This is a genomic window from Pseudomonas sp. B28(2017) (assembly GCF_002113025.1).
Lineage (GTDB): Bacteria > Pseudomonadota > Gammaproteobacteria > Pseudomonadales > Pseudomonadaceae > Aquipseudomonas.
Map to the genome: position 1 here is coordinate 174,125 of NZ_NEJH01000005.1, position 18,820 is coordinate 192,944.

At 58.2% G+C, this 18,820-nt stretch carries 16 protein-coding genes; 12 read left to right on the forward strand and 4 right to left on the reverse strand.

Going from position 1 to position 18,820, the window contains the following annotated elements; genetic code table 11:
* Nucleotides 1-280: 280 nt before the first annotated feature.
* The 4 genes from CAF65_RS16335 to CAF65_RS16350 all read right to left on the reverse strand — a co-directional run bounded on the left by CAF65_RS16335 (nt 281) and on the right by CAF65_RS16350 (nt 3,965).
* Nucleotides 281-1,021, reverse strand: coding sequence for a YciK family oxidoreductase (locus CAF65_RS16335; RefSeq protein WP_085717197.1), 741 nt, complete (start codon nt 1,019-1,021; stop codon nt 281-283).
* Nucleotides 1,022-1,197: 176 nt separating this feature from the next.
* On the reverse strand, nt 1,198-1,869 hold the full coding sequence (gene mupP / locus CAF65_RS16340; RefSeq protein ID WP_085717198.1) for an N-acetylmuramic acid 6-phosphate phosphatase MupP: 672 nt from the start codon (nt 1,867-1,869) through the stop codon (nt 1,198-1,200).
* 4 nt (nt 1,870-1,873) lie between these two features.
* On the reverse strand, nt 1,874-2,572 hold the full coding sequence (ubiG, locus tag CAF65_RS16345) for a bifunctional 2-polyprenyl-6-hydroxyphenol methylase/3-demethylubiquinol 3-O-methyltransferase UbiG (protein WP_057400297.1): 699 nt from the start codon (nt 2,570-2,572) through the stop codon (nt 1,874-1,876).
* A 58-nt stretch (nt 2,573-2,630) separates the two neighbouring features.
* Entirely contained in the window at nt 2,631-3,965 is a 1,335-nt protein-coding gene (locus CAF65_RS16350) for a TRZ/ATZ family hydrolase (protein WP_085717199.1), read from the reverse strand.
* Nucleotides 3,966-4,073: 108 nt separating this feature from the next.
* Here CAF65_RS16350 and mtnA point away from each other — a divergent pair, with 108 nt between their 5' ends.
* The 12 genes from mtnA (at nt 4,074) to CAF65_RS16410 (ending at nt 18,806) form a co-directional block, all read left to right on the forward strand.
* A complete protein-coding gene (gene mtnA, locus CAF65_RS16355) occupies nt 4,074-5,150 on the forward strand; it encodes an S-methyl-5-thioribose-1-phosphate isomerase (RefSeq protein ID WP_085717200.1) in 1,077 nt (358 codons plus the stop codon).
* 419 nt (nt 5,151-5,569) lie between these two features.
* Nucleotides 5,570-8,224, forward strand: a complete 2,655-nt coding sequence (gyrA, locus tag CAF65_RS16360; protein ID WP_085717201.1) for a DNA gyrase subunit A — start codon at nt 5,570-5,572, stop codon at nt 8,222-8,224.
* A gap of 230 nt (nt 8,225-8,454) precedes the next feature.
* Nucleotides 8,455-9,540, forward strand: coding sequence for a 3-phosphoserine/phosphohydroxythreonine transaminase (gene serC, locus CAF65_RS16365; protein ID WP_085717202.1), 1,086 nt, complete (start codon nt 8,455-8,457; stop codon nt 9,538-9,540).
* The gene (gene pheA / locus CAF65_RS16370) at nt 9,540-10,634 is read left to right on the forward strand and encodes a prephenate dehydratase (protein WP_085717203.1); all 1,095 of its coding nucleotides are present in this window, start codon (nt 9,540-9,542) and stop codon (nt 10,632-10,634) included. Before serC ends, pheA begins: the two co-directional genes overlap by 1 nt.
* A gap of 13 nt (nt 10,635-10,647) precedes the next feature.
* Nucleotides 10,648-11,760, forward strand: a complete 1,113-nt coding sequence (hisC, locus tag CAF65_RS16375; RefSeq protein ID WP_085717204.1) for a histidinol-phosphate transaminase — start codon at nt 10,648-10,650, stop codon at nt 11,758-11,760.
* A 28-nt stretch (nt 11,761-11,788) separates the two neighbouring features.
* Entirely contained in the window at nt 11,789-13,996 is a 2,208-nt protein-coding gene (locus CAF65_RS16380) for a bifunctional prephenate dehydrogenase/3-phosphoshikimate 1-carboxyvinyltransferase (RefSeq protein ID WP_256578656.1), read from the forward strand.
* Nucleotides 13,993-14,682, forward strand: coding sequence for a (d)CMP kinase (gene cmk, locus CAF65_RS16385; protein ID WP_007973641.1), 690 nt, complete (start codon nt 13,993-13,995; stop codon nt 14,680-14,682). Before CAF65_RS16380 ends, cmk begins: the two co-directional genes overlap by 4 nt.
* A gap of 120 nt (nt 14,683-14,802) precedes the next feature.
* The gene (rpsA, locus tag CAF65_RS16390; RefSeq protein ID WP_007973639.1) at nt 14,803-16,494 is read left to right on the forward strand and encodes a 30S ribosomal protein S1; all 1,692 of its coding nucleotides are present in this window, start codon (nt 14,803-14,805) and stop codon (nt 16,492-16,494) included.
* Nucleotides 16,495-16,706: 212 nt separating this feature from the next.
* Complete coding sequence (locus tag CAF65_RS16395; protein WP_085717206.1) at nt 16,707-16,988, forward strand: hypothetical protein; 282 nt, start codon at nt 16,707-16,709, stop codon at nt 16,986-16,988.
* 149 nt (nt 16,989-17,137) lie between these two features.
* Complete coding sequence (gene ihfB, locus CAF65_RS16400) at nt 17,138-17,434, forward strand: integration host factor subunit beta (protein WP_085717207.1); 297 nt, start codon at nt 17,138-17,140, stop codon at nt 17,432-17,434.
* A gap of 24 nt (nt 17,435-17,458) precedes the next feature.
* Complete coding sequence (locus tag CAF65_RS16405; protein ID WP_085717208.1) at nt 17,459-17,695, forward strand: lipopolysaccharide assembly protein LapA domain-containing protein; 237 nt, start codon at nt 17,459-17,461, stop codon at nt 17,693-17,695.
* 61 nt (nt 17,696-17,756) lie between these two features.
* Nucleotides 17,757-18,806, forward strand: a complete 1,050-nt coding sequence (locus tag CAF65_RS16410) for an LPS O-antigen chain length determinant protein WzzB (protein ID WP_085717209.1) — start codon at nt 17,757-17,759, stop codon at nt 18,804-18,806.
* The last annotated feature ends 14 nt before the right edge of the window (nt 18,807-18,820 follow it).

Sequence of the window (18,820 nt, forward strand, 5' to 3'; positions counted from 1 at the left end):
CGTACAAGTTTAATCCGCTTTGTAGAAGATGAGTAACTTCTGAGCTCAAGCTTCACCCCCGTCTGCTTTCACATTGCGTGTTTGAGCAAACTTAGAGCGAAAGTCGTGCCATTCGGTTCATCCGAATAAAAGATGTGTTAAATCAATTGGTTGTTTTTCATTTATCACCTGCAGGGCGTTGCATGTGACGTTTGTTTGACAGGTGTCTGGTCTGAATTCGAGAGCCTTTGAGTACCGCGGCGGGAAGCCGGCGCGGCAGCAAAAAAGCGACGTACGGTCGTTACTGGGCGTTGAACGCCTGGCCATTGACACCGGTGCTGTCCGGGCCCATCAGGTAAAGGTAGACCGGCATGATCTCCTCGGGCGTCGGGTTGTTCAGTGGGTTTTCTCCCGGGTAGGCCTGGGCGCGCATGCTGGTGCGGGTAGCGCCCGGGTTGATGCTGTTGGAGCGTACCGGGGCCACGGTATCGACTTCGTCAGCCAGGGTTTGCATCAGGCCTTCAGTGGCGAATTTGGATACGCCGTAAGCGCCCCAATACGCACGTCCCTTGCGGCCGACGCTACTGGAAGTGAACACCACCGAGGCATCCTGCGACAGCTTGAGCAGCGGAAGCAGCGTGCTGGTGAGCATGAACATGGCGTTGACGTTGACTTGCATGACTCGCATGAAGTTTTCGCCAGAAAGCTGCTCGATCGGCGTGCGCGGGCCGATGATCGAAGCGTTGTGCAACAAGCCATCGAGATGGCCGAATTCGCTTTCGATCATCGCTGCCAGCTCATCGTATTGATGGGGCAGGGCGGTTTCGAGGTTGAACGGAATTACCGCCGGTTGTGGATGGCCGGCGGCTTCGATTTCGTCGTAGACCTGGGTCAGGTTGGCTTCGGTCTTGCCCAGCAGCAGCACGGTTGCGCCGTGGGCTGCGTAGGTTTTTGCTGCAGCGGCACCGATGCCGCGACCGGCGCCGGTGACGAGAATGACCCGATCCTTGAGCAGTTCGGGGCGGGCGGAATAATCAAACATAAAAAACCTCTACAAAAATTCTTCAGGTCAAGCGCTATCCCTGTAGGAGCGAGCTTGCTCCGGGCGGCGTTCCGACGATGGGCGTAAACGATGGCGCGACAAGTCTGGCACCCCGTGGCGCTCTCAGGTTCTTCGCGAGCAGGCTCGTTCCCACAAGGGTCGGTCTCGGCAAAAACTCAGCAACTGCAGAGTGCGCTGTCCAAAACCTTGCGCAACTCCAGCGGATGATCGACCACCACATCCGCACCCCAATGCCGCGGATTATCATCCGGGTGGATATAGCCGAAGGTCACGGCTGCGGTCCTGGTGCCGGCATCACGGCCCGACTCGATGTCGCGCAGGTCATCACCGACGAACAACACACTGGCCGGATCGAGGTCGAGCATCTTGCATGCCAGGATCAACGGCTCCGGGTCTGGCTTGCTGTTCTTCACGTGATCCGGGCAGATCAGCAGCGCCGACCGCTCGGCCAGCCCCAGCTGTTGCATGATCGGTTCGGCGAAACGCAGTGGCTTGTTGGTGACTACGCCCCAGATCAGGTTGGATTTTTCGATGTCGGCGAGCAATTCAGGCATGCCGTCGAACAGCTTGCTGTGAACGGCGCAACCCACGAGGTAGCGCTCCAGGAACTCCTGGCGCAGTTCCTCGAAACCCGGCGATTCCGGGTCCATGGCGAAGGTCACTGCGACCATTGCCCTGGCACCACCGGAAATCTCGTCGCGGATGTGCTTGTCGTTCATCGGTGGCAAGCCGCGGTCGGCACGCATCGCCTGACAGATCGCAATGAAGTCCGGCGCGGTGTCGAGCAGAGTGCCGTCCATGTCGAAAAGAACTGCTCTGATAGGCATCGGCTTACTCCTCGCGCAGGGTCTGGATCATGTAGTTGACGTCCACGTCGGAGGCCAGCTTGTAGTGCTTGGTCAGCGGGTTGTAGGTCAGGCCGATGATGTCCTTGACGGTCAGGCCGGCCATGCGGCTCCAGGCGCCGAGTTCGGAAGGGCGGATGAATTTCTTGAAGTCGTGGGTGCCGCGCGGCAGCAACTTCATGATGTATTCGGCGCCGACGATGGCGAACAGGTACGCCTTCGGATTGCGGTTGATGGTGGAGAAGAACACCTGGCCGCCGGGCTTGACCATGCGGAAGCAGGCGCGGATGACCGACGACGGATCCGGCACGTGTTCGAGCATTTCCAGGCAAGTGACTACGTCGAATTGCTCGGGCATTTCCTCGGCCAGGGCTTCGGCGGTGATCTGCCGGTATTCGACGTTGACGCCCGACTCCAGCTGATGCAACTGGGCAACCGCCAGCGGCGCTTCACCCATGTCGATCCCCATGACGGTCGCGCCGCGCTGGGCCATGGCTTCGCTGAGGATGCCGCCGCCGCAACCGATGTCGAGGACCTTTTTACCGGCCAGATTGACCCGCTCGTCAATCCAGTTGACTCGCAGCGGATTGATGTCGTGCAGCGGTTTGAATTCGCTTTCGCGGTCCCACCAGCGATGGGCCAGGGCTTCGAATTTGGCGATTTCGGCGTAGTCGACGTTGCTCATGGTTTAAGTCCTCTGAAACTTGAAAAATCCTGTTGCCCCGGATTGCGCTCCAGGGGGCTTACGATTCGGTACGGCCGCTGATGCGCTGGCCCCAGGCCTTCGCAACAGTGCCTAGCTGTTGTTCATCAAGGCGTGTCAGGCGACGGTCGTCGAGCAACTGCTTGCCGGCAACCCAAAGATGTTTCACACAGTCGCGGCCGGAGGCGTATATAAGCTGCGAAACCGGGTCGTAGACTGGTTGCTGGGCCAGGCCGGAGAGGTCGAAAGCCACCATGTCCGCCGCCTTGCCGATTTCCAGCGAGCCGACCTGGGCTTCGATACCCAGTGCCCGGGCGCCGTTGAGGGTGGCCATGCGCAAGGCGCGATGAGCATCCAGTGCGGTGGCCGAGCCGGCGACAGCCTTGGCCAGCAGGGCTGCGGTGCGGGTTTCGCCGAGCAGGTCCAGGTCATTGTTGCTCGCCGCGCCATCGGTGCCGACCGCGACATTGACCCCGGCCTGCCACAAACGCTCGACCGGGCAGAATCCGCTGGCCAGCTTCAGGTTCGATTCCGGGCAATGAATCACATTGCTGTTGCTTTCTACCAGCAGTGCCAGGTCTTCATCGCTGATCTGGGTCATGTGAACCGCCTGGAAACGCGGCCCCAGCAGGCCCAGGCGCGCCAGGCGGGCGAGTGGGCGTTCACCGCGCTGCTCGACCGATTGCTGCACTTCGAAAGCGGTTTCATGCACATGCATGTGGATCGAAGCGTCCAGTTCTTCGGCGATCACCCGGATTTTTTCCAGGTTTTCGTCGCCTACGGTGTAGGGGGCATGGGGGCCGAAGGTGATCTTGATGCGCTCGTGGTGCTTGAGATCGCCAAACAGCTCAACGCCCTGACGAATGGCTTCGTCCGCTGTACCGGCGCCTGGAATAGGGAAATCGAGGATCGGAATCGCGATCTGCGCGCGAATGCCGCTGTTGTGCACGCGCTCGCTGGCAACCTTCGGGAAGAAGTACATGTCAGAGAAACAGGTGATGCCACCTTTGATTTGCTCGGCGATGGCCAGATCCGTACCGTCGTGCACGAAATCCTCGTCGACCCACTTGGCTTCGGCGGGCCAGATGTGGTTTTCCAGCCAGGTCATCAATGGCAGGTCGTCGGCCAGGCCACGGAACAGCGTCATCGCCGCGTGCCCGTGGGCATTGATCAGGCCGGGGCTGAGCAACATGTCAGGCAATTCGCGGATTTCGGTTGAGTTAAGCTTCAGGGCGGCGGAACGTGGGCCGATAAACACGATGCGTCCATCACGGATGCCCACGCCATGTTCTTTGAGGACAACACCAGCGGGTTCGACGGGTACCAGCCAGGTCGGCAGCAATAACAGGTCGAGCGCAGCGGCAGTGTTCGGCATCGAGGGTCGGTTCCAGTGCTTTTGTAAAGGATGGCGAAGTATACCCGAGCGTCTTCGCGGGGGGATCGCTATAATCGACGGCTTTTGTTCATGAGTGCGGGGTGAGGGATGCGCGATCGACTGTTGGCTGCGGAAAAGGTAAAGGCCATCGATTGGCGTGGTGGCGCTCTCCATCTGCTGGATCAGCGTATTTTGCCGTTCGAGGAAACCTGGATCGCCTACACCAGTGCAGCTGGTGTGGCCGAGGCCATTCGCTCGATGGTGGTGCGTGGCGCGCCGGCCATCGGCATTAGCGCCGCTTATGGCATCGTGCTCGCGGCCCGTGCCCGGATTGCCGAAGGTGGCGACTGGTACGCGGCGCTGGAAGAGGATTTTGCGCTGCTGGCCGATTCCCGTCCCACTGCGGTCAACCTGTTCTGGGCGCTGAGTCGCATGCACGATCGGCTCGATCGCCTGAAAGACAATGCCGATCCGCTGGAGGCGCTGGAGGCCGAGGCCATCGCCATTCACGAAAGTGATCGCGAAGCCAACCTGACCATGGCGCAACTGGGTGTCGACCTGATCCGCAAGCATCAGGGCAACGCCCAGGCGATCCTGACCCACTGCAACACGGGTGCGCTGGCTACGGGTGGCTTCGGCACGGCGCTGGGGGTGATTCGCGGTGCATTCATCGAGGGCATGGTCGAACAGGTCTATGTCGACGAAACCCGCCCATGGCTGCAGGGCTCGCGGCTGACCGCGTGGGAACTGGCCAATGAAGGCATTCCCGTGACCCTCAATGTCGATTCCGCCGCGGCGCATATCATGAAGACCAAGGGCCCTACCTGGGTCATCGTCGGCGCTGACCGGATCACCGCCAATGGCGACGTGGCCAACAAGATCGGCACCTATCAACTGGCCGTCAACGCCATGCACCACGGCGTACGCTTCATGGTTGTGGCGCCGAGTTCGACCATCGACATGAACCTGGCCAGCGGTGATGACATTCCGATTGAGGAACGTGATGGTCGCGAGTTGCTGGAGGTCGGTGGCAAGCGGGTGGGCGCGGATGTCGAAGCGTTCAATCCGGTGTTCGACGTGACGCCGGCGGACCTGATCGATGCGATCGTCACCGAGAAAGGCATCGTCGAGCGCCCGGATACGGCGAAAATGGCGCAGTTGATGTGCCGTAAGCGCCTGCATTAATGATATCTGGCGTTTGACAAGGTGCCTTCGCGAGCGGGCTCGCTCCCACAGGGGATTTGTTTACGACGCAAATCCATTGTGGGGGCGAGCCTGCTCGCGAAGAGGCCATCAAAGCCGACAAAACAGCCCGAATCAGTCACGAATTCTTCATTCAACACAGCTCTAAGCCCCTGTCGTCCCCTTCAAGCCTGTCATCGGTCAACTAACTACTCTCCATGCGCATCTAGGGGATAGGTGCGTGGCGGCTCTTGTGATAACATCCGGCGGTTTCCAGGGTTGCCCGAAGTGGCGACCCGTACTGCGCAGATCCATGGCATAACTCGTTGATTTGTCGTAAGCCGGTGCATGGCAATCAGCCTGTATCGGCGAGCTTCGTTGGTCCTGACGAAGTTTCACCAGAAAAAGGAATCAGGCTTCTCATGGGCGAACTGGCCAAAGAAATCCTCCCGGTCAATATCGAAGACGAGCTGAAGCAGTCCTACCTCGACTACGCGATGAGCGTAATTGTCGGGCGGGCACTGCCGGATGCGCGCGATGGCTTGAAGCCTGTGCACCGGCGCGTGCTGTTCGCGATGAGCGAGCTGGGCAACGACTTCAACAAGCCGTACAAGAAATCTGCCCGTGTTGTCGGTGACGTGATCGGTAAGTATCACCCGCACGGTGACACCGCGGTGTACGACACCATCGTTCGGATGGCACAGCCATTCTCCCTGCGCTACCTGCTGGTAGACGGTCAAGGCAACTTCGGTTCGGTGGACGGCGACAACGCCGCGGCCATGCGATACACCGAAGTGCGCATGACCAAGCTGGCGCACGAGCTGCTGGCTGACCTGCACAAGGAAACCGTGGACTGGGTGCCGAACTACGACGGTACCGAATTGATCCCCGCGGTCATGCCAACCCGTATTCCCAATCTGTTGGTCAACGGCTCCAGCGGTATCGCCGTGGGCATGGCGACCAACATCCCGCCGCACAACCTCGGTGAAGTCATCGACGGTTGCCTGGCGCTCATCGACAACCCCGAGCTGACTGTCGATGAACTGATGCAACACATCCCTGGTCCGGACTTCCCGACCGCGGCGATCATCAACGGTCGCGCCGGCATCATCGAAGCCTACCGCACCGGTCGTGGCCGCATTTACATGCGCGCCCGCTCGATCATCGAAGATATCGACAAGGTCGGTGGCCGACAGCAGATCGTCATCACCGAACTCCCTTACCAGCTGAACAAGGCGCGTCTGATCGAGAAGATCGCCGAGCTGGTCAAAGAGAAGAAACTCGAAGGCATCACCGAACTGCGCGACGAGTCCGACAAGGACGGTATGCGCGTGGTGATCGAACTGCGTCGCGGCGAAGTGCCAGAGGTCATCCTCAACAACCTCTACGCCCAGACCCAGTTGCAGAGCGTGTTCGGCATCAACATCGTTGCGCTGATCGACGGCCGCCCGCGGATCCTGAACCTCAAGGACCTGCTGGAAGCCTTCGTCCGTCACCGTCGCGAAGTGGTTACCCGTCGTACCGTGTTCGAACTGCGCAAGGCGCGCGAACGTGGTCACATCCTTGAGGGTCAAGCGGTAGCCCTGTCGAACATCGACCCGGTCATCGCCCTGATCAAGGCGTCGCCAACGCCGTCGGAAGCCAAGGAAGCGCTGGTCAGCACTCCTTGGGAGTCCTCGGCTGTGGTGGCGATGGTTGAGCGTGCCGGCGCTGACTCATGCCGTCCGGAAAACCTCGATCCGCAGTACGGTCTGCGCGACGGCAAGTACTTCCTGTCGCCGGAACAGGCGCAAGCCATTCTGGAGCTGCGTCTGCACCGCCTGACCGGTCTGGAGCACGAAAAACTGCTGGCCGAGTATCAAGAGATCCTCAACCAGATCGGCGAGCTGATCCGCATCCTCAACAGCGCCACGCGCCTGATGGAAGTTATCCGCGAAGAGCTGGAAGTGATTCGCGCCGAATACGGCGACGTACGTCGTACTGAAATCCTCGATGCCCGACTCGACCTGACCCTGGGTGACATGATCCCGGAAGAAGAGCGCGTCGTGACCATTTCCCACGGTGGCTACGCCAAGACCCAACCGCTGGCTGCGTACCAGGCCCAGCGCCGTGGCGGCAAAGGCAAGTCGGCGACCGGCGTCAAGGATGAGGACTACATCGCTCACCTGCTGGTTGCCAACAGCCACACCACGCTGCTGCTGTTCTCCAGCAAGGGCAAGGTGTACTGGCTGAAAACCTACGAAATTCCCGAGGCGTCCCGCGCTGCCCGTGGTCGTCCGCTGGTCAACCTGCTGCCGCTGGACGACGGTGAGTACATCACCACCATGCTGCCGGTCGAGGAATACACCGAAGGTCACTACATCTTCATGGCCACCGCCAACGGCACCGTGAAGAAGACCCCGCTGGAATCCTTCAGCCGTCAACGCAGCGTCGGCCTGATCGCGCTGGAACTGGACGAAGGCGACGTGCTGATTTCCGCGGCCATCACCGATGGCGAGCGCGAAGTGATGCTGTTCTCCGATGGCGGCAAGGTCACCCGCTTCAAGGAATCCGACGTTCGCGCCATGGGTCGTACCGCCCGCGGTGTGCGCGGCATGCGCCTGCCGGAAGGACAGAAGCTGATTTCCATGCTGATCCCGGAAGAAGGCAGCCAGATCCTCACCGCTTCCGAGCGTGGTTTTGGCAAGCGCACGGCGATCACTGAGTTCCCTGAGTACAAGCGTGGCGGTCAGGGCGTTATCGCCATGGTCAGCAACGAGCGTAACGGCCGTCTGGTCGGTGCGGTTCAGGTGCTCGACGGCGAGGAAATCATGCTGATTTCCGACCAGGGCACCCTGGTGCGCACCCGTGTCGACGAAGTGTCCAGCCTGGGTCGTAACACCCAGGGCGTGACCCTGATCAAGCTGGCCAACGACGAAACGCTGGTCGGGCTGGAGCGGGTTCAGGAACCGTCGGAAGTCGAGGGTGAAGAGCTGGCAGGTGAAGAGGGTGAAGGGTTTGTCGGAGATGTCGTGATTGACGACGTTGCCGAAGACCAGCAACTCGACGCCGCTGCTGACGAAGAGCCACAAGAGTAAGTGGATATGAGGGGGGCGGATGAAAATTCGCCCCCTCGTTGTTTGTCCCTTTGGAAATACTGAAATCCCATGTAGGAGCGAGCTTGCTCGCGATGGTCGTCAACGATTACGCGGGACGTCTGGTTCAACCTTGCGCACTCGGTTTTTTCGCGAGCAATCGAGCGTCGACCGGCAGCTCCTACAATGTTTGAAATATCGCGTGTTACTACCAAATCAGAGCGAGATTGGATGTGAGCAAGAGAGCCTATAACTTCTGTGCCGGTCCTGCGGCGCTTCCCGAAGCCGTCCTTCAGCGCGCCCAGGGTGAACTCCTCGACTGGCACGGCAAGGGTCTGTCGGTCATGGAAATGAGCCATCGCAGCGATGAGTTCGTGTCCATTGCCACCAAGGCCGAGCAGGATCTGCGTGATCTGCTGAATATCCCCTCGAACTATAAAGTGCTGTTTCTGCAAGGTGGCGCCAGTCAGCAATTTGCCCAGATTCCTCTGAACCTGTTGCCGGAAAACGGCTCGGCCGACTATATCGACACCGGTATCTGGTCGCAGAAAGCCATCGAAGAAGCTTCGCGCTACGGCCACGTCAACGTTGCCGGCACCGCCAAGCCTTACGACTATTTCGCCATTCCCGGCCAGAATGAATGGAAGCTGTCGAAAGACGCGGCCTATGTCCATTACGCACCGAACGAAACCATCGGCGGTCTGGAATTCCAGTGGATTCCGGAAACCGGTGATGTTCCGCTGGTCGCCGACATGTCTTCGGACATCCTGTCGCGTCCGGTGGATGTTTCGCGTTTCGGCATGATCTACGCCGGCGCCCAGAAAAACATCGGCCCGAGCGGTATCGTCGTCAACATCGTTCGCGAAGACCTGCTGGGCAAGGCTCGTTCCCTGTGCCCGACTATGCTCAACTACAAGATCGCGGCCGATAACGGTTCGATGTACAACACTCCGCCGACCCTGGCCTGGTACTTGTCCGGCCTGGTGTTCGAGTGGCTGAAGGAGCAGGGCGGCGTCGAGGCCATCGGCAAGCTCAACGAAGTCAAGCAGCGCACGCTGTACAGCTTCATCGATGCCAGCGGCCTGTACAGCAACCCGATCAACAAGTCGGACCGCTCGTGGATGAACGTGCCGTTCCGCCTGGCTGACGATCGTCTGGACAAGCCGTTCCTGGCCGGTGCCGACGAGCGCGGCCTGTTGAACCTCAAGGGGCACCGTTCCGTGGGCGGCATGCGCGCCTCCATCTATAACGCCGTCGACATCAACGCCGTCAACGCGCTGGTTTCGTACATGGCAGAGTTCGAGAAGGAACACGGCTAATGTCTGAGCAAGAACTCAAGGCACTGCGCCTGCGCATTGATGCCCTGGACGAAAAGGTCCTGGAGCTGATCAGTGAGCGTGCGCGCTGCGCCCAGGAAGTCGCGCGAGTAAAGATGGCCTCGCTGGCCGAAGGCGAAGTGCCGGTGTTCTATCGTCCTGAGCGCGAAGCTCAGGTGCTCAAGCGTGTCATGGAGCGTAACCAGGGGCCGCTGGGCAACGAAGAGATGGCGCGGTTGTTTCGCGAAATCATGTCTTCCTGCCTGGCGCTCGAGCAGCCACTGAAAGTGGCTTACCTCGGCCCAGAAGGCACCTTCACCCAGGCGGCGGCCATGAAACACTTCGGCCACGCGGTGATCAGCAAGCCGATGGCGGCGATCGACGAGGTGTTCCGCGAAGTGGCGGCCGGTGCGGTGAACTTTGGCGTGGTACCGGTGGAAAACTCCACCGAGGGTGCGGTCAACCACACCCTCGACAGCTTCCTCGAACACGACATGGTGATCTGCGGCGAAGTCGAGCTGCGTATCCACCATCACCTGTTGGTCGGTGAAAACACCAAGACCGACAGCATCAGTCGCATTTACTCCCACGCCCAGTCACTGGCTCAGTGCCGCAAGTGGCTGGACGCCCATTACCCGAATGTCGAGCGCGTGGCGGTGTCCAGCAATGCTGAAGCGGCCAAGCGGGTCAAGGGTGAGTGGAACTCGGCGGCAATTGCCGGCGATATGGCGGCCGGCCTGTACGGGCTGACCCGTTTGGCCGAGAAGATCGAGGATCGCCCGGATAACTCCACGCGCTTCCTCATGATCGGCAATCAGGAAGTGCCACCGACCGGCGACGACAAGACATCCATCATCGTTTCGATGAGCAATAAACCGGGTGCGCTTCATGAGCTGCTGGTGCCGTTCCACGACAACGGCATCGATCTGACACGAATCGAGACTCGTCCGTCGCGCAGCGGTAAATGGACCTATGTGTTCTTCATCGATTTCGTCGGCCATCATCGCGACCCGCTGGTCAAAGGTGTGCTGGAAAAGATCAGGCAGGAAGCAGTAGCACTCAAGGTGCTGGGTTCCTACCCGAAAGCAGTTCTCTAGGGGGCGGTAGCATATGAGTGGCAATTTCCTCGCTCTGGCACAGCCGGGCGTGCAACAACTTTCGCCTTACGTTCCGGGCAAGCCCGTGGACGAACTGGCGCGCGAGCTGGATCTCGATCCGGCCAGCATCGTCAAACTGGCGAGCAACGAAAACCCGCTGGGCCCCGGCCCCAAGGCGCTGGCGGCCATCCGCGATGCGCTGGCCGAGCTGACCCGCTATCCGGACGGCAACGGTTTTGCGCTCAAGACCCTGTTGGCCGAACAGTGCCGTGTCGAACTTGATCAGGTCACGCTGGGCAATGGTTCCAACGACATCCTGGAACTGGTCGCGCGTGCCTATCTGGCACCTGGCCTGAATGCCGTGTTCAGCGAGCATGCGTTCGCGGTCTACCCGATTGTCACTCAGGCTGTCGGCGCACAGGCCAAGGTCATTCCCGCCAAAGACTGGGGGCATGACCTGCCTGCCATGCTGGCGGCCATCGATTCCAACACCCGCGTGGTGTTCATCGCCAACCCGAACAATCCGACCGGTACCTGGTTCGATGCCGAGGCGCTGGACGATTTCCTGCAGGATGTTCCGGAGCATGTGCTGGTCGTACTGGACGAGGCTTACATCGAGTACGCCGAAGGCAGTGATCTGCCGGATGGCCTGGACTTCCTGGCGGCCTATCCGAACCTGCTGGTTTCCCGCACCTTCTCCAAGGCCTATGGCCTGGCGGCATTGCGCGTGGGTTATGGCTTGTCCACGGCGGTGGTCGCGGACGTGCTCAACCGTGTACGCCAGCCGTTCAACGTCAACAGCCTGGCTTTGGCCGCTGCCTGTGCGGCGTTGAAGGATGAAGAGTATCTGGCGCAGAGCCGTCAGTTGAACGAGTCCGGCATGCAGCAACTGGAAGCCGGTTTCCGTGAGTTGGGATTGAGCTGGATTCCATCCAAAGGCAATTTCATCTGCGTCGATCTCGGTCAGGTTGCAGCCCCTGTGTTCCAGGGCTTGCTTCATGAGGGCGTGATCGTGCGTCCGGTGGCCAACTACGGCATGCCGAATCACCTGCGCATCACCATTGGTCTGCCGGCAGACAACAGCCGCTTCCTTGAAGCGCTGAGCAAGGTTCTGGCTCGTGGTTGATGTCATTGCGCTGCAATCTGCTGAACCTATGATCGGTCGCCTGGTGGTGGTCGGTCTTGGGTTGATCGGCGGTTCGTTTGCCAAGGGTTTGCGTGAAAGCGGTCTATGCCGCGAAGTGGTCGGGGTGGATCTCGATCCGCAATCGCGCAAACTCGCGGTCGAGTTGGGGGTGGTGGATCGCTGCGAGGAAGACCTGGGCGCTGCTTGTCAGGGCGCCGACGTCATTCAGCTGGCGGTGCCGATTCTGGCGATGGAGAAAGTGCTCGCGCGTCTGGCCGGCATGGATCTGGGGCAAGCGATCCTGACCGATGTCGGCAGCGCCAAGGGCAATGTGGTGCGCGCTGCCGCCGAAGCATTTGGCAGTATGCCGCCCTGCTTTGTGCCGGGGCATCCGATTGCCGGTTCGGAGCAGAGTGGGGTGGAAGCCTCCAACGCCGAGCTGTTCCGTCGCCACAAAGTGATCCTCACGCCGCTGGAGCAAACCGATCCGGCTGCCCTGTCGGTGGTCGACCGTCTGTGGCGCGAATTGGGCGCCGATGTCGAGCACATGCAGGTCGAACGTCACGACGAAGTATTGGCTGCGACCAGTCATCTGCCGCACTTGCTGGCGTTCGGTCTGGTCGATTCGTTGGCCAAACGCAATGAAAATCTTGAGATCTTCCGTTACGCTGCGGGCGGTTTCCGCGATTTCACAAGAATCGCCGGTAGCGACCCGGTCATGTGGCACGACATCTTCCTCGCCAACCGCGAAGCTGTCCTGCGCACACTCGATACATTTCGCAGCGATCTCGACGCCTTGCGCGACGCGGTCGATGCAGGGGATGGGCACCAATTGTTGGGCGTTTTCACTCGCGCCCGGGTTGCCCGCGAGCATTTCAGTAAAATCCTGGCCCGCAGGGCCTATGTGGACGCTATGAATTCCAACGATCTGATTTTCCTGGCTCAACCTGGTGGCCGCCTGTCCGGTCGGATTCGCGTACCAGGTGACAAGTCGATTTCCCACCGTTCGATCATGCTCGGCTCCCTCGCCGAAGGCGTCACCGAAGTCGAAGGTTTCCTTGAGGGTGAAGATGCCCTGGCGACCTTGCAGGCGTTCCGTGACATGGGCGTGGTCATCGAAGGCCCGCATCACGGTCGCGTGACCATTCACGGCGTTGGCCTGCATGGTCTGAAGCCGGCACCGGGCCCGATCTATCTGGGCAACTCCGGTACTTCGATGCGTCTGCTGTCTGGCCTGCTGGCTGCGCAGAACTTTGACAGCACCCTGACCGGCGACGCCTCGCTGTCCAAGCGTCCGATGAATCGCGTGGCCAATCCGCTGCGTGAAATGGGCGCGGTGATCGAAACCGCCGCTGAAGGTCGTCCGCCGATGACCATCCGTGGTGGCAACAAGCTCAAGGGGCTGGCCTACACCATGCCGATGGCGAGTGCCCAGGTTAAGTCCTGTCTTCTGTTGGCCGGCCTGTATGCAGAAGGCAAGACCACGGTTACCGAGCCTGCTCCGACTCGCGACCATACCGAGCGTATGCTCCGTGGCTTCGGCTACCCGGTAACGGTCAACGGTGCGACCGCATCGGTCGAGTCCGGCAGCAAACTGACCGCGACCCACATTGAAGTCCCGGGTGATATTTCGTCCTCGGCGTTCTTCCTGGTGGCGGCATCGATCGCCGAAGGTTCCGAGTTGGTGCTGGAGCACGTCGGCATCAACCCGACCCGTACTGGTGTGATCGACATCCTGCGCCTGATGGGCGCCGACATTACCCTGGAAAACCAGCGTGAAGTCGGTGGCGAGCCGGTGGCGGATTTGCGCGTACGTGCAGCTAAACTCAAAGGTATCGAGATTCCGGAAGCGCTGGTGCCATTGGCCATCGACGAATTCCCGGTGCTGTTCGTGGCCGCGGCCTGTGCCGAAGGGCGCACCGTGCTGACCGGCGCCGAAGAGCTGCGGGTCAAGGAATCGGATCGCATCCAGGTCATGGCAGATGGTTTGCTGGCGCTGGGCGTCAAGTGCGAGCCAACCCCGGATGGGATCATCATCGACGGCGGCCAGATCGGCGGCGGTGAAGTGCACGGTCATGGTGATCACCGTATCGCCATGGCGTTCAGCGTCGCTTCGCTGCGCGCCAGTGCCCCGATCCGCATCCATGATTGCGCCAACGTCGCGACGTCGTTCCCGAACTTCCTGGCGCTGTGCGCCCAAGTCGGTATTCGCGTGGCACAAGAGGCTCAGTCGTGAACAACATTGCACCGGTCATCACCATCGATGGGCCAAGCGGTTCGGGCAAGGGCACGGTAGCCGGGATTCTGGCCAAGCGCCTGGGCTGGAACCTGCTGGATTCCGGTGCGTTGTACCGATTGCTGGCCTTCGCCGCGCATAACCATGGTGTCGACCTGACCAATGAAGAGCTGCTGAAGAAACTCGCCGCTCATCTGGATGTGCAGTTCATCGCGGCGACGGACGGTCAGTTGCAACGCATCATTCTGGAAGGTGATGAAGTCAGCGATGTGATTCGCACCGAAAGCGTCGGTTCCGGCGCTTCCCAGGTGGCTGCGCTACCCGCTGTACGCGAGGCGCTGCTGCAGCGCCAGCGAGCTTTTCAGGAAGCGCCGGGCCTTGTCGCGGATGGACGCGACATGGGCACAGTGGTTTTTCCTGACGCGCCGCTGAAGATTTTTCTGACCGCCAGCGCCGAGGAGCGGGCGCGCCGTCGATATTTGCAGTTGAAGGGCAAGGTCGAGGGTGTTAGTCTGTCGAGTCTGCTAGATGAGATACGTGCGCGCGATGAGCGTGACACCCAGCGAGCGGTAGCCCCGCTCAAACCGGCGGCTGACGCCATACAGCTGGATTCCACGGAATTATCCATCGACCAGGTGCTGGAACGCATCATGAGCGAGATCGCCATCCGCGATATCGCCGGGTGACCAAGAAGGCCGCAGGGGACCAGTCATAGTCCTGCGGTGGCTTCTTTTAAATGAAACTAACCCATACCGTCTGGGGTGTGGAGATGGGCGTATTCTTCGCCCTCATCAACAGGAATTAAAATGAGCGAAAGCTTTGCGGAACTCTTTGAAGAAAGCCTAAAGACCCTGAACCTTCAGGCAGGCTCCATCATCACCGGTGTTATCGTTGATATCGATTACCAGGCTCGCTGGGTAACCGTTCACGCTGGCCTGAAGTCTGAAGCACTCATCCCGCTTGAGCAGTTCTACAACGACGCTGGCGAACTGAACATCAACGTCGGTGACGAAGTTCACGTTGCTCTGGACTCGGTTGAAGACGGCTTTGGTGAGACCAAGCTGTCCCGTGAAAAAGCCAAGCGCGCTGAATGCTGGATTGTTCTGGAAGCAGCCTTCGCAGCCGAAGAAGTGGTCAAGGGCGTTATCAACGGTAAGGTTAAAGGCGGCTTCACTGTCGACGTTAACGGCATCCGTGCGTTCCTGCCAGGTTCTCTGGTTGACGTCCGTCCAGTGCGCGACACCACGCACCTGGAAGGCAAAGAGCTGGAATTCAAGGTCATCAAGCTGGACCAGAAGCGCAACAACGTTGTCGTTTCCCGTCGCAGTGTCCTGGAAGCCGAGAACTCCGCCGAGCGCGAAGCTCTGCTGGAATCCCTGCAGGAAGGCCAACAAGTCAAAGGTATCGTCAAGAACCTCACCGATTACGGCGCATTCGTCGATCTGGGTGGCGTCGATGGCCTGCTGCACATTACCGACATGGCCTGGAAGCGTATCAAGCATCCTTCCGAAATCGTCAATGTTGGCGACGAGATCGATGTCAAGGTTCTGAAGTACGATCGCGAGCGCAATCGTGTTTCCCTGGGCCTGAAGCAACTGGGCGAAGATCCATGGGTTGCTATCAAAGCCCGTTACCCGGAAAGCACTCGCGTTACCGCTCGTGTAACCAACCTGACCGACTACGGCTGCTTCGCTGAGCTGGAAGAAGGCGTTGAAGGTCTGGTACACGTTTCCGAAATGGACTGGACCAACAAGAACATCCACCCTTCGAAAGTCGTACAAGTCGGCGACGAAGTGGAAGTCATGGTTCTGGACATCGACGAAGAGCGTCGTCGTATCTCCCTGGGCATCAAGCAGTGCAAATCCAACCCATGGGAAGATTTCTCTGGTCAGTTCAACAAGGGCGATAAAATCTCCGGCACCATCAAGTCGATCACCGATTTCGGTATCTTCATTGGTCTGGACGGCGGCATCGACGGTCTGGTTCACCTGTCCGACATCTCCTGGAACGAAGTGGGTGAAGAAGCCGTTCGCCGCTTCAAGAAGGGCGACGAGCTGGACACCGTTATCCTGTCGGTTGATCCAGAGCGCGAGCGCATCTCCCTGGGTATCAAGCAACTGGAAAGCGACCCGTTCTCCGAGTACGTTCAAGAGAACGACAAAGGCGCCATCGTTAAAGGCATCGTGAAGGAAGTTGACGCTAAAGGCGCCATCATCACTCTGGCCGACGATATCGAAGCGACTCTGAAAGCCTCCGAAATCAGCCGTGACCGCGTTGAAGACGCGCGCAACGTTCTGAAAGAAGGCGAAGAAGTAGAAGCCAAGATCATCAGCGTTGACCGCAAGAGCCGTGTAATTCAGCTCTCGATCAAGTCGAAAGACGTTGAAGACGAGAAAGAAGCAATCCAGAGCCTGCGCGACAAGCCAGTAGCTACTGATGCTCCTGTGGCCACCACTCTGGGTGACCTGCTGCGTGCACAAATGGAAAAACAGAACTGAGTTCTGATTTTCTGTAAAAAAAGGGGCGACTTCGGTCGCCCTTTTTTGTGCCTGGAGTTTGGTGAATTGCGCCCGTCTTTAGCAGCTTGAGTCGTGAACCAAAGACGCTGAAAAAATGTCTGATTGTTTAGTCGGATCAAGCGCTTATTTGCAGCTAGTCTTTAGCCTGAGACTAATGATCGCCCGGTGGGCTTTCTGGCAAAAGGACGTGAATGAACAAGCTGATTGTCGCAGTAGCAGTGCTGGTGCTAGCGGGTTGTACTACCAATGCCAAAACTCACGCGGTGCGCGGGGTAAGTGGCATTGAGGTTGATTGTTCGGGGCTCGGTTCGAAATGGGACAGGTGTTACAAGCGCGCGGCCAAGGAGTGCAAGGGGGTGGGCTACAAGGTTGTGGCGAGGTCTGATGATCTCAAGGAGGAGGAAGAGATCTTCCCCTTCGGATTCAATCCGGCAGGTTTCCTGACGCGCACCATGTTGGTGATTTGCCGATGAGATGGCGATGGCTCAAAGGTCTTCCCTCTTCCGGGGCAAGCTTTTTGGGGGAGGAGGATATATGGCAAAACTCGGGCTGTTCAAAAGCATGCGGCCATGCTAAAACCTTTGGAGCGCTGATCTAGCTGCTTGAAAAAGAAGGGAAAAATATGACGAAGTCGGAGTTGATCGAACGAATTGTCACCCATCAAGGGCTACTCTCATCCAAGGATGTGGAGCTGGCCATCAAGACCATGCTTGAGCAAATGTCCCAATGCCTGGCTACTGGAGATCGTATCGAGATCCGGGGGTTTGGCAGCTTCTCTCTGCACTACCGCGCACCACGGGTCGGTCGTAATCCGAAAACCGGCCAGTCTGTCAGTCTCGACGGCAAGTTCGTTCCGCATTTCAAGCCTGGTAAGGAGTTGAGGGATCGGGTGAATGAGGATGAAGATGCTGAGCTGTGATCAGGGTTTGCGGGAAGCCATCCGATGAGTCAAGTCAAACGCATGATTTTTTTTGTCATCACACTGCTGATTGTGTTTGCGACAGTCATTTTTGTGCTTGAAAATAAGCAAGCTGTTTCGTTGGTGTTTCTTGGCTGGTCGTCACCGGAGCTTCCGGTAGCTGTGTCGCTAATTTTGGTATTGCTGATCGGTATGGCAATAGGGCCTCTTCTAGCTTTTATTTTTGCGCAAAAGAAGAAAAAGGATCCTGGAATTAGTTAAAATATTAGCTTGGAACATGAAACGCAACATCATAAATGCATACTAGAAAAGGCTGGCCAGAATGACGAATGACCCATCGACCAAGTCCGGGTCGGATGAGATTGATTTATTTGAATTGATGAGATCCCTTTGGGCTCAGAAAGTAATGGTGTTGTGCACTATTTTGGTTGTTACTTTGGCTGTAACAGCTTACGCATTTATCAGTAAGCCAGTTTATGAAGCTCGTGTGTATTTGCTCCCGCCAACTATGAATGGGATTGCCGACTTTAACTATGGTCGAACCAAAGACTTGGAGCTTTCACCTTATACAGTGAAGGATGTGTATGATGTTTTTGTTCGCAACTTGCAAAGTGAAGCGTTGCGCCGAGCGTTCTTCGCTGAAGTGTATTTGCCTTCACTTTCTGAAGTGGATCGAAAAGTCTCACAGGACGTATTGTATTCAAAGTATTTGAAGAAACTTAGCATAGGGTTGCCCTCCAAGGAACAGCCAGATCGATATTCAGTTTCAGTTCAGGATAATGATCCAGAGCGTGCAACCGAGTGGGTGAAAACCTTTACAGTAAATGCAGGTGATGCTTCAAAGGCTGAGATGATTACCAACGTTACGCGGGAAGCAGAAGTTCGTGCGCGTAATCTTGGGCAGCAAATCAATATTTTGCGGCAATCTGAAAGTTTGGTGCGGAGTGATTCGATTAGCCGACTACAAGAGGCGTTGAAGGTTGCACAATCGATTGGTCTTGAAGAGCCTCCTATCATTGCTGGTAATGTTGCCGCTGAAGTCAATGCAACCATGGATGGCCAGTTGACGTACATGCGAGGCACCAAAGCGCTGAGTGCAGAAATAAAAAATTTGCAGGACAGAAAAAGCAATGATCCCTTCATAAGAAATCTTCGTATGCTTGAAATCAAGAAGTACTTCTATGAAGACCTGCAGATTGATCCTTCAAGCGTTTCTGTTTTTCGGCAAGATGGATCTATTGAGGTGCCTGACGAGCCTATCTATCCAAAGAAGATGCTGTACATAGGGTTGGGTGTGATCGGAGGGTTGCTTCTGGGGCTGCTGATTGGTTTGGCCCGCTACTTGTGGGGTCGGCGTAGAGTGTTTTCCTGAGATTTCTCCAAGGC

What these genes read in the sequence shown, in the direction of transcription:
- gyrA (WP_085717201.1), top strand. Translation starts at nt 5,570, where the DNA reads ATGGGCGAACTGGCCAAAGAAATCCTCCCGGTCAATATCGAAGACGAG.
- pheA (WP_085717203.1), top strand. Translation starts at nt 9,540, where the DNA reads ATGTCTGAGCAAGAACTCAAGGCACTGCGCCTGCGCATTGATGCCCTG.
- mtnA (WP_085717200.1), top strand. Translation starts at nt 4,074, where the DNA reads ATGCGCGATCGACTGTTGGCTGCGGAAAAGGTAAAGGCCATCGATTGG.
- CAF65_RS16350 (WP_085717199.1), bottom strand. Translation starts at nt 3,965, where the DNA reads ATGCCGAACACTGCCGCTGCGCTCGACCTGTTATTGCTGCCGACCTGG.
- ihfB (WP_085717207.1), top strand. Translation starts at nt 17,138, where the DNA reads ATGACGAAGTCGGAGTTGATCGAACGAATTGTCACCCATCAAGGGCTA.
- CAF65_RS16405 (WP_085717208.1), top strand. Translation starts at nt 17,459, where the DNA reads ATGAGTCAAGTCAAACGCATGATTTTTTTTGTCATCACACTGCTGATT.
- rpsA (WP_007973639.1), top strand. Translation starts at nt 14,803, where the DNA reads ATGAGCGAAAGCTTTGCGGAACTCTTTGAAGAAAGCCTAAAGACCCTG.
- ubiG (WP_057400297.1), bottom strand. Translation starts at nt 2,572, where the DNA reads ATGAGCAACGTCGACTACGCCGAAATCGCCAAATTCGAAGCCCTGGCC.
- CAF65_RS16395 (WP_085717206.1), top strand. Translation starts at nt 16,707, where the DNA reads ATGAACAAGCTGATTGTCGCAGTAGCAGTGCTGGTGCTAGCGGGTTGT.
- mupP (WP_085717198.1), bottom strand. Translation starts at nt 1,869, where the DNA reads ATGCCTATCAGAGCAGTTCTTTTCGACATGGACGGCACTCTGCTCGAC.
- CAF65_RS16380 (WP_256578656.1), top strand. Translation starts at nt 11,789, where the DNA reads ATGATCGGTCGCCTGGTGGTGGTCGGTCTTGGGTTGATCGGCGGTTCG.
- CAF65_RS16410 (WP_085717209.1), top strand. Translation starts at nt 17,757, where the DNA reads ATGACGAATGACCCATCGACCAAGTCCGGGTCGGATGAGATTGATTTA.
- CAF65_RS16335 (WP_085717197.1), bottom strand. Translation starts at nt 1,021, where the DNA reads ATGTTTGATTATTCCGCCCGCCCCGAACTGCTCAAGGATCGGGTCATT.
- hisC (WP_085717204.1), top strand. Translation starts at nt 10,648, where the DNA reads ATGAGTGGCAATTTCCTCGCTCTGGCACAGCCGGGCGTGCAACAACTT.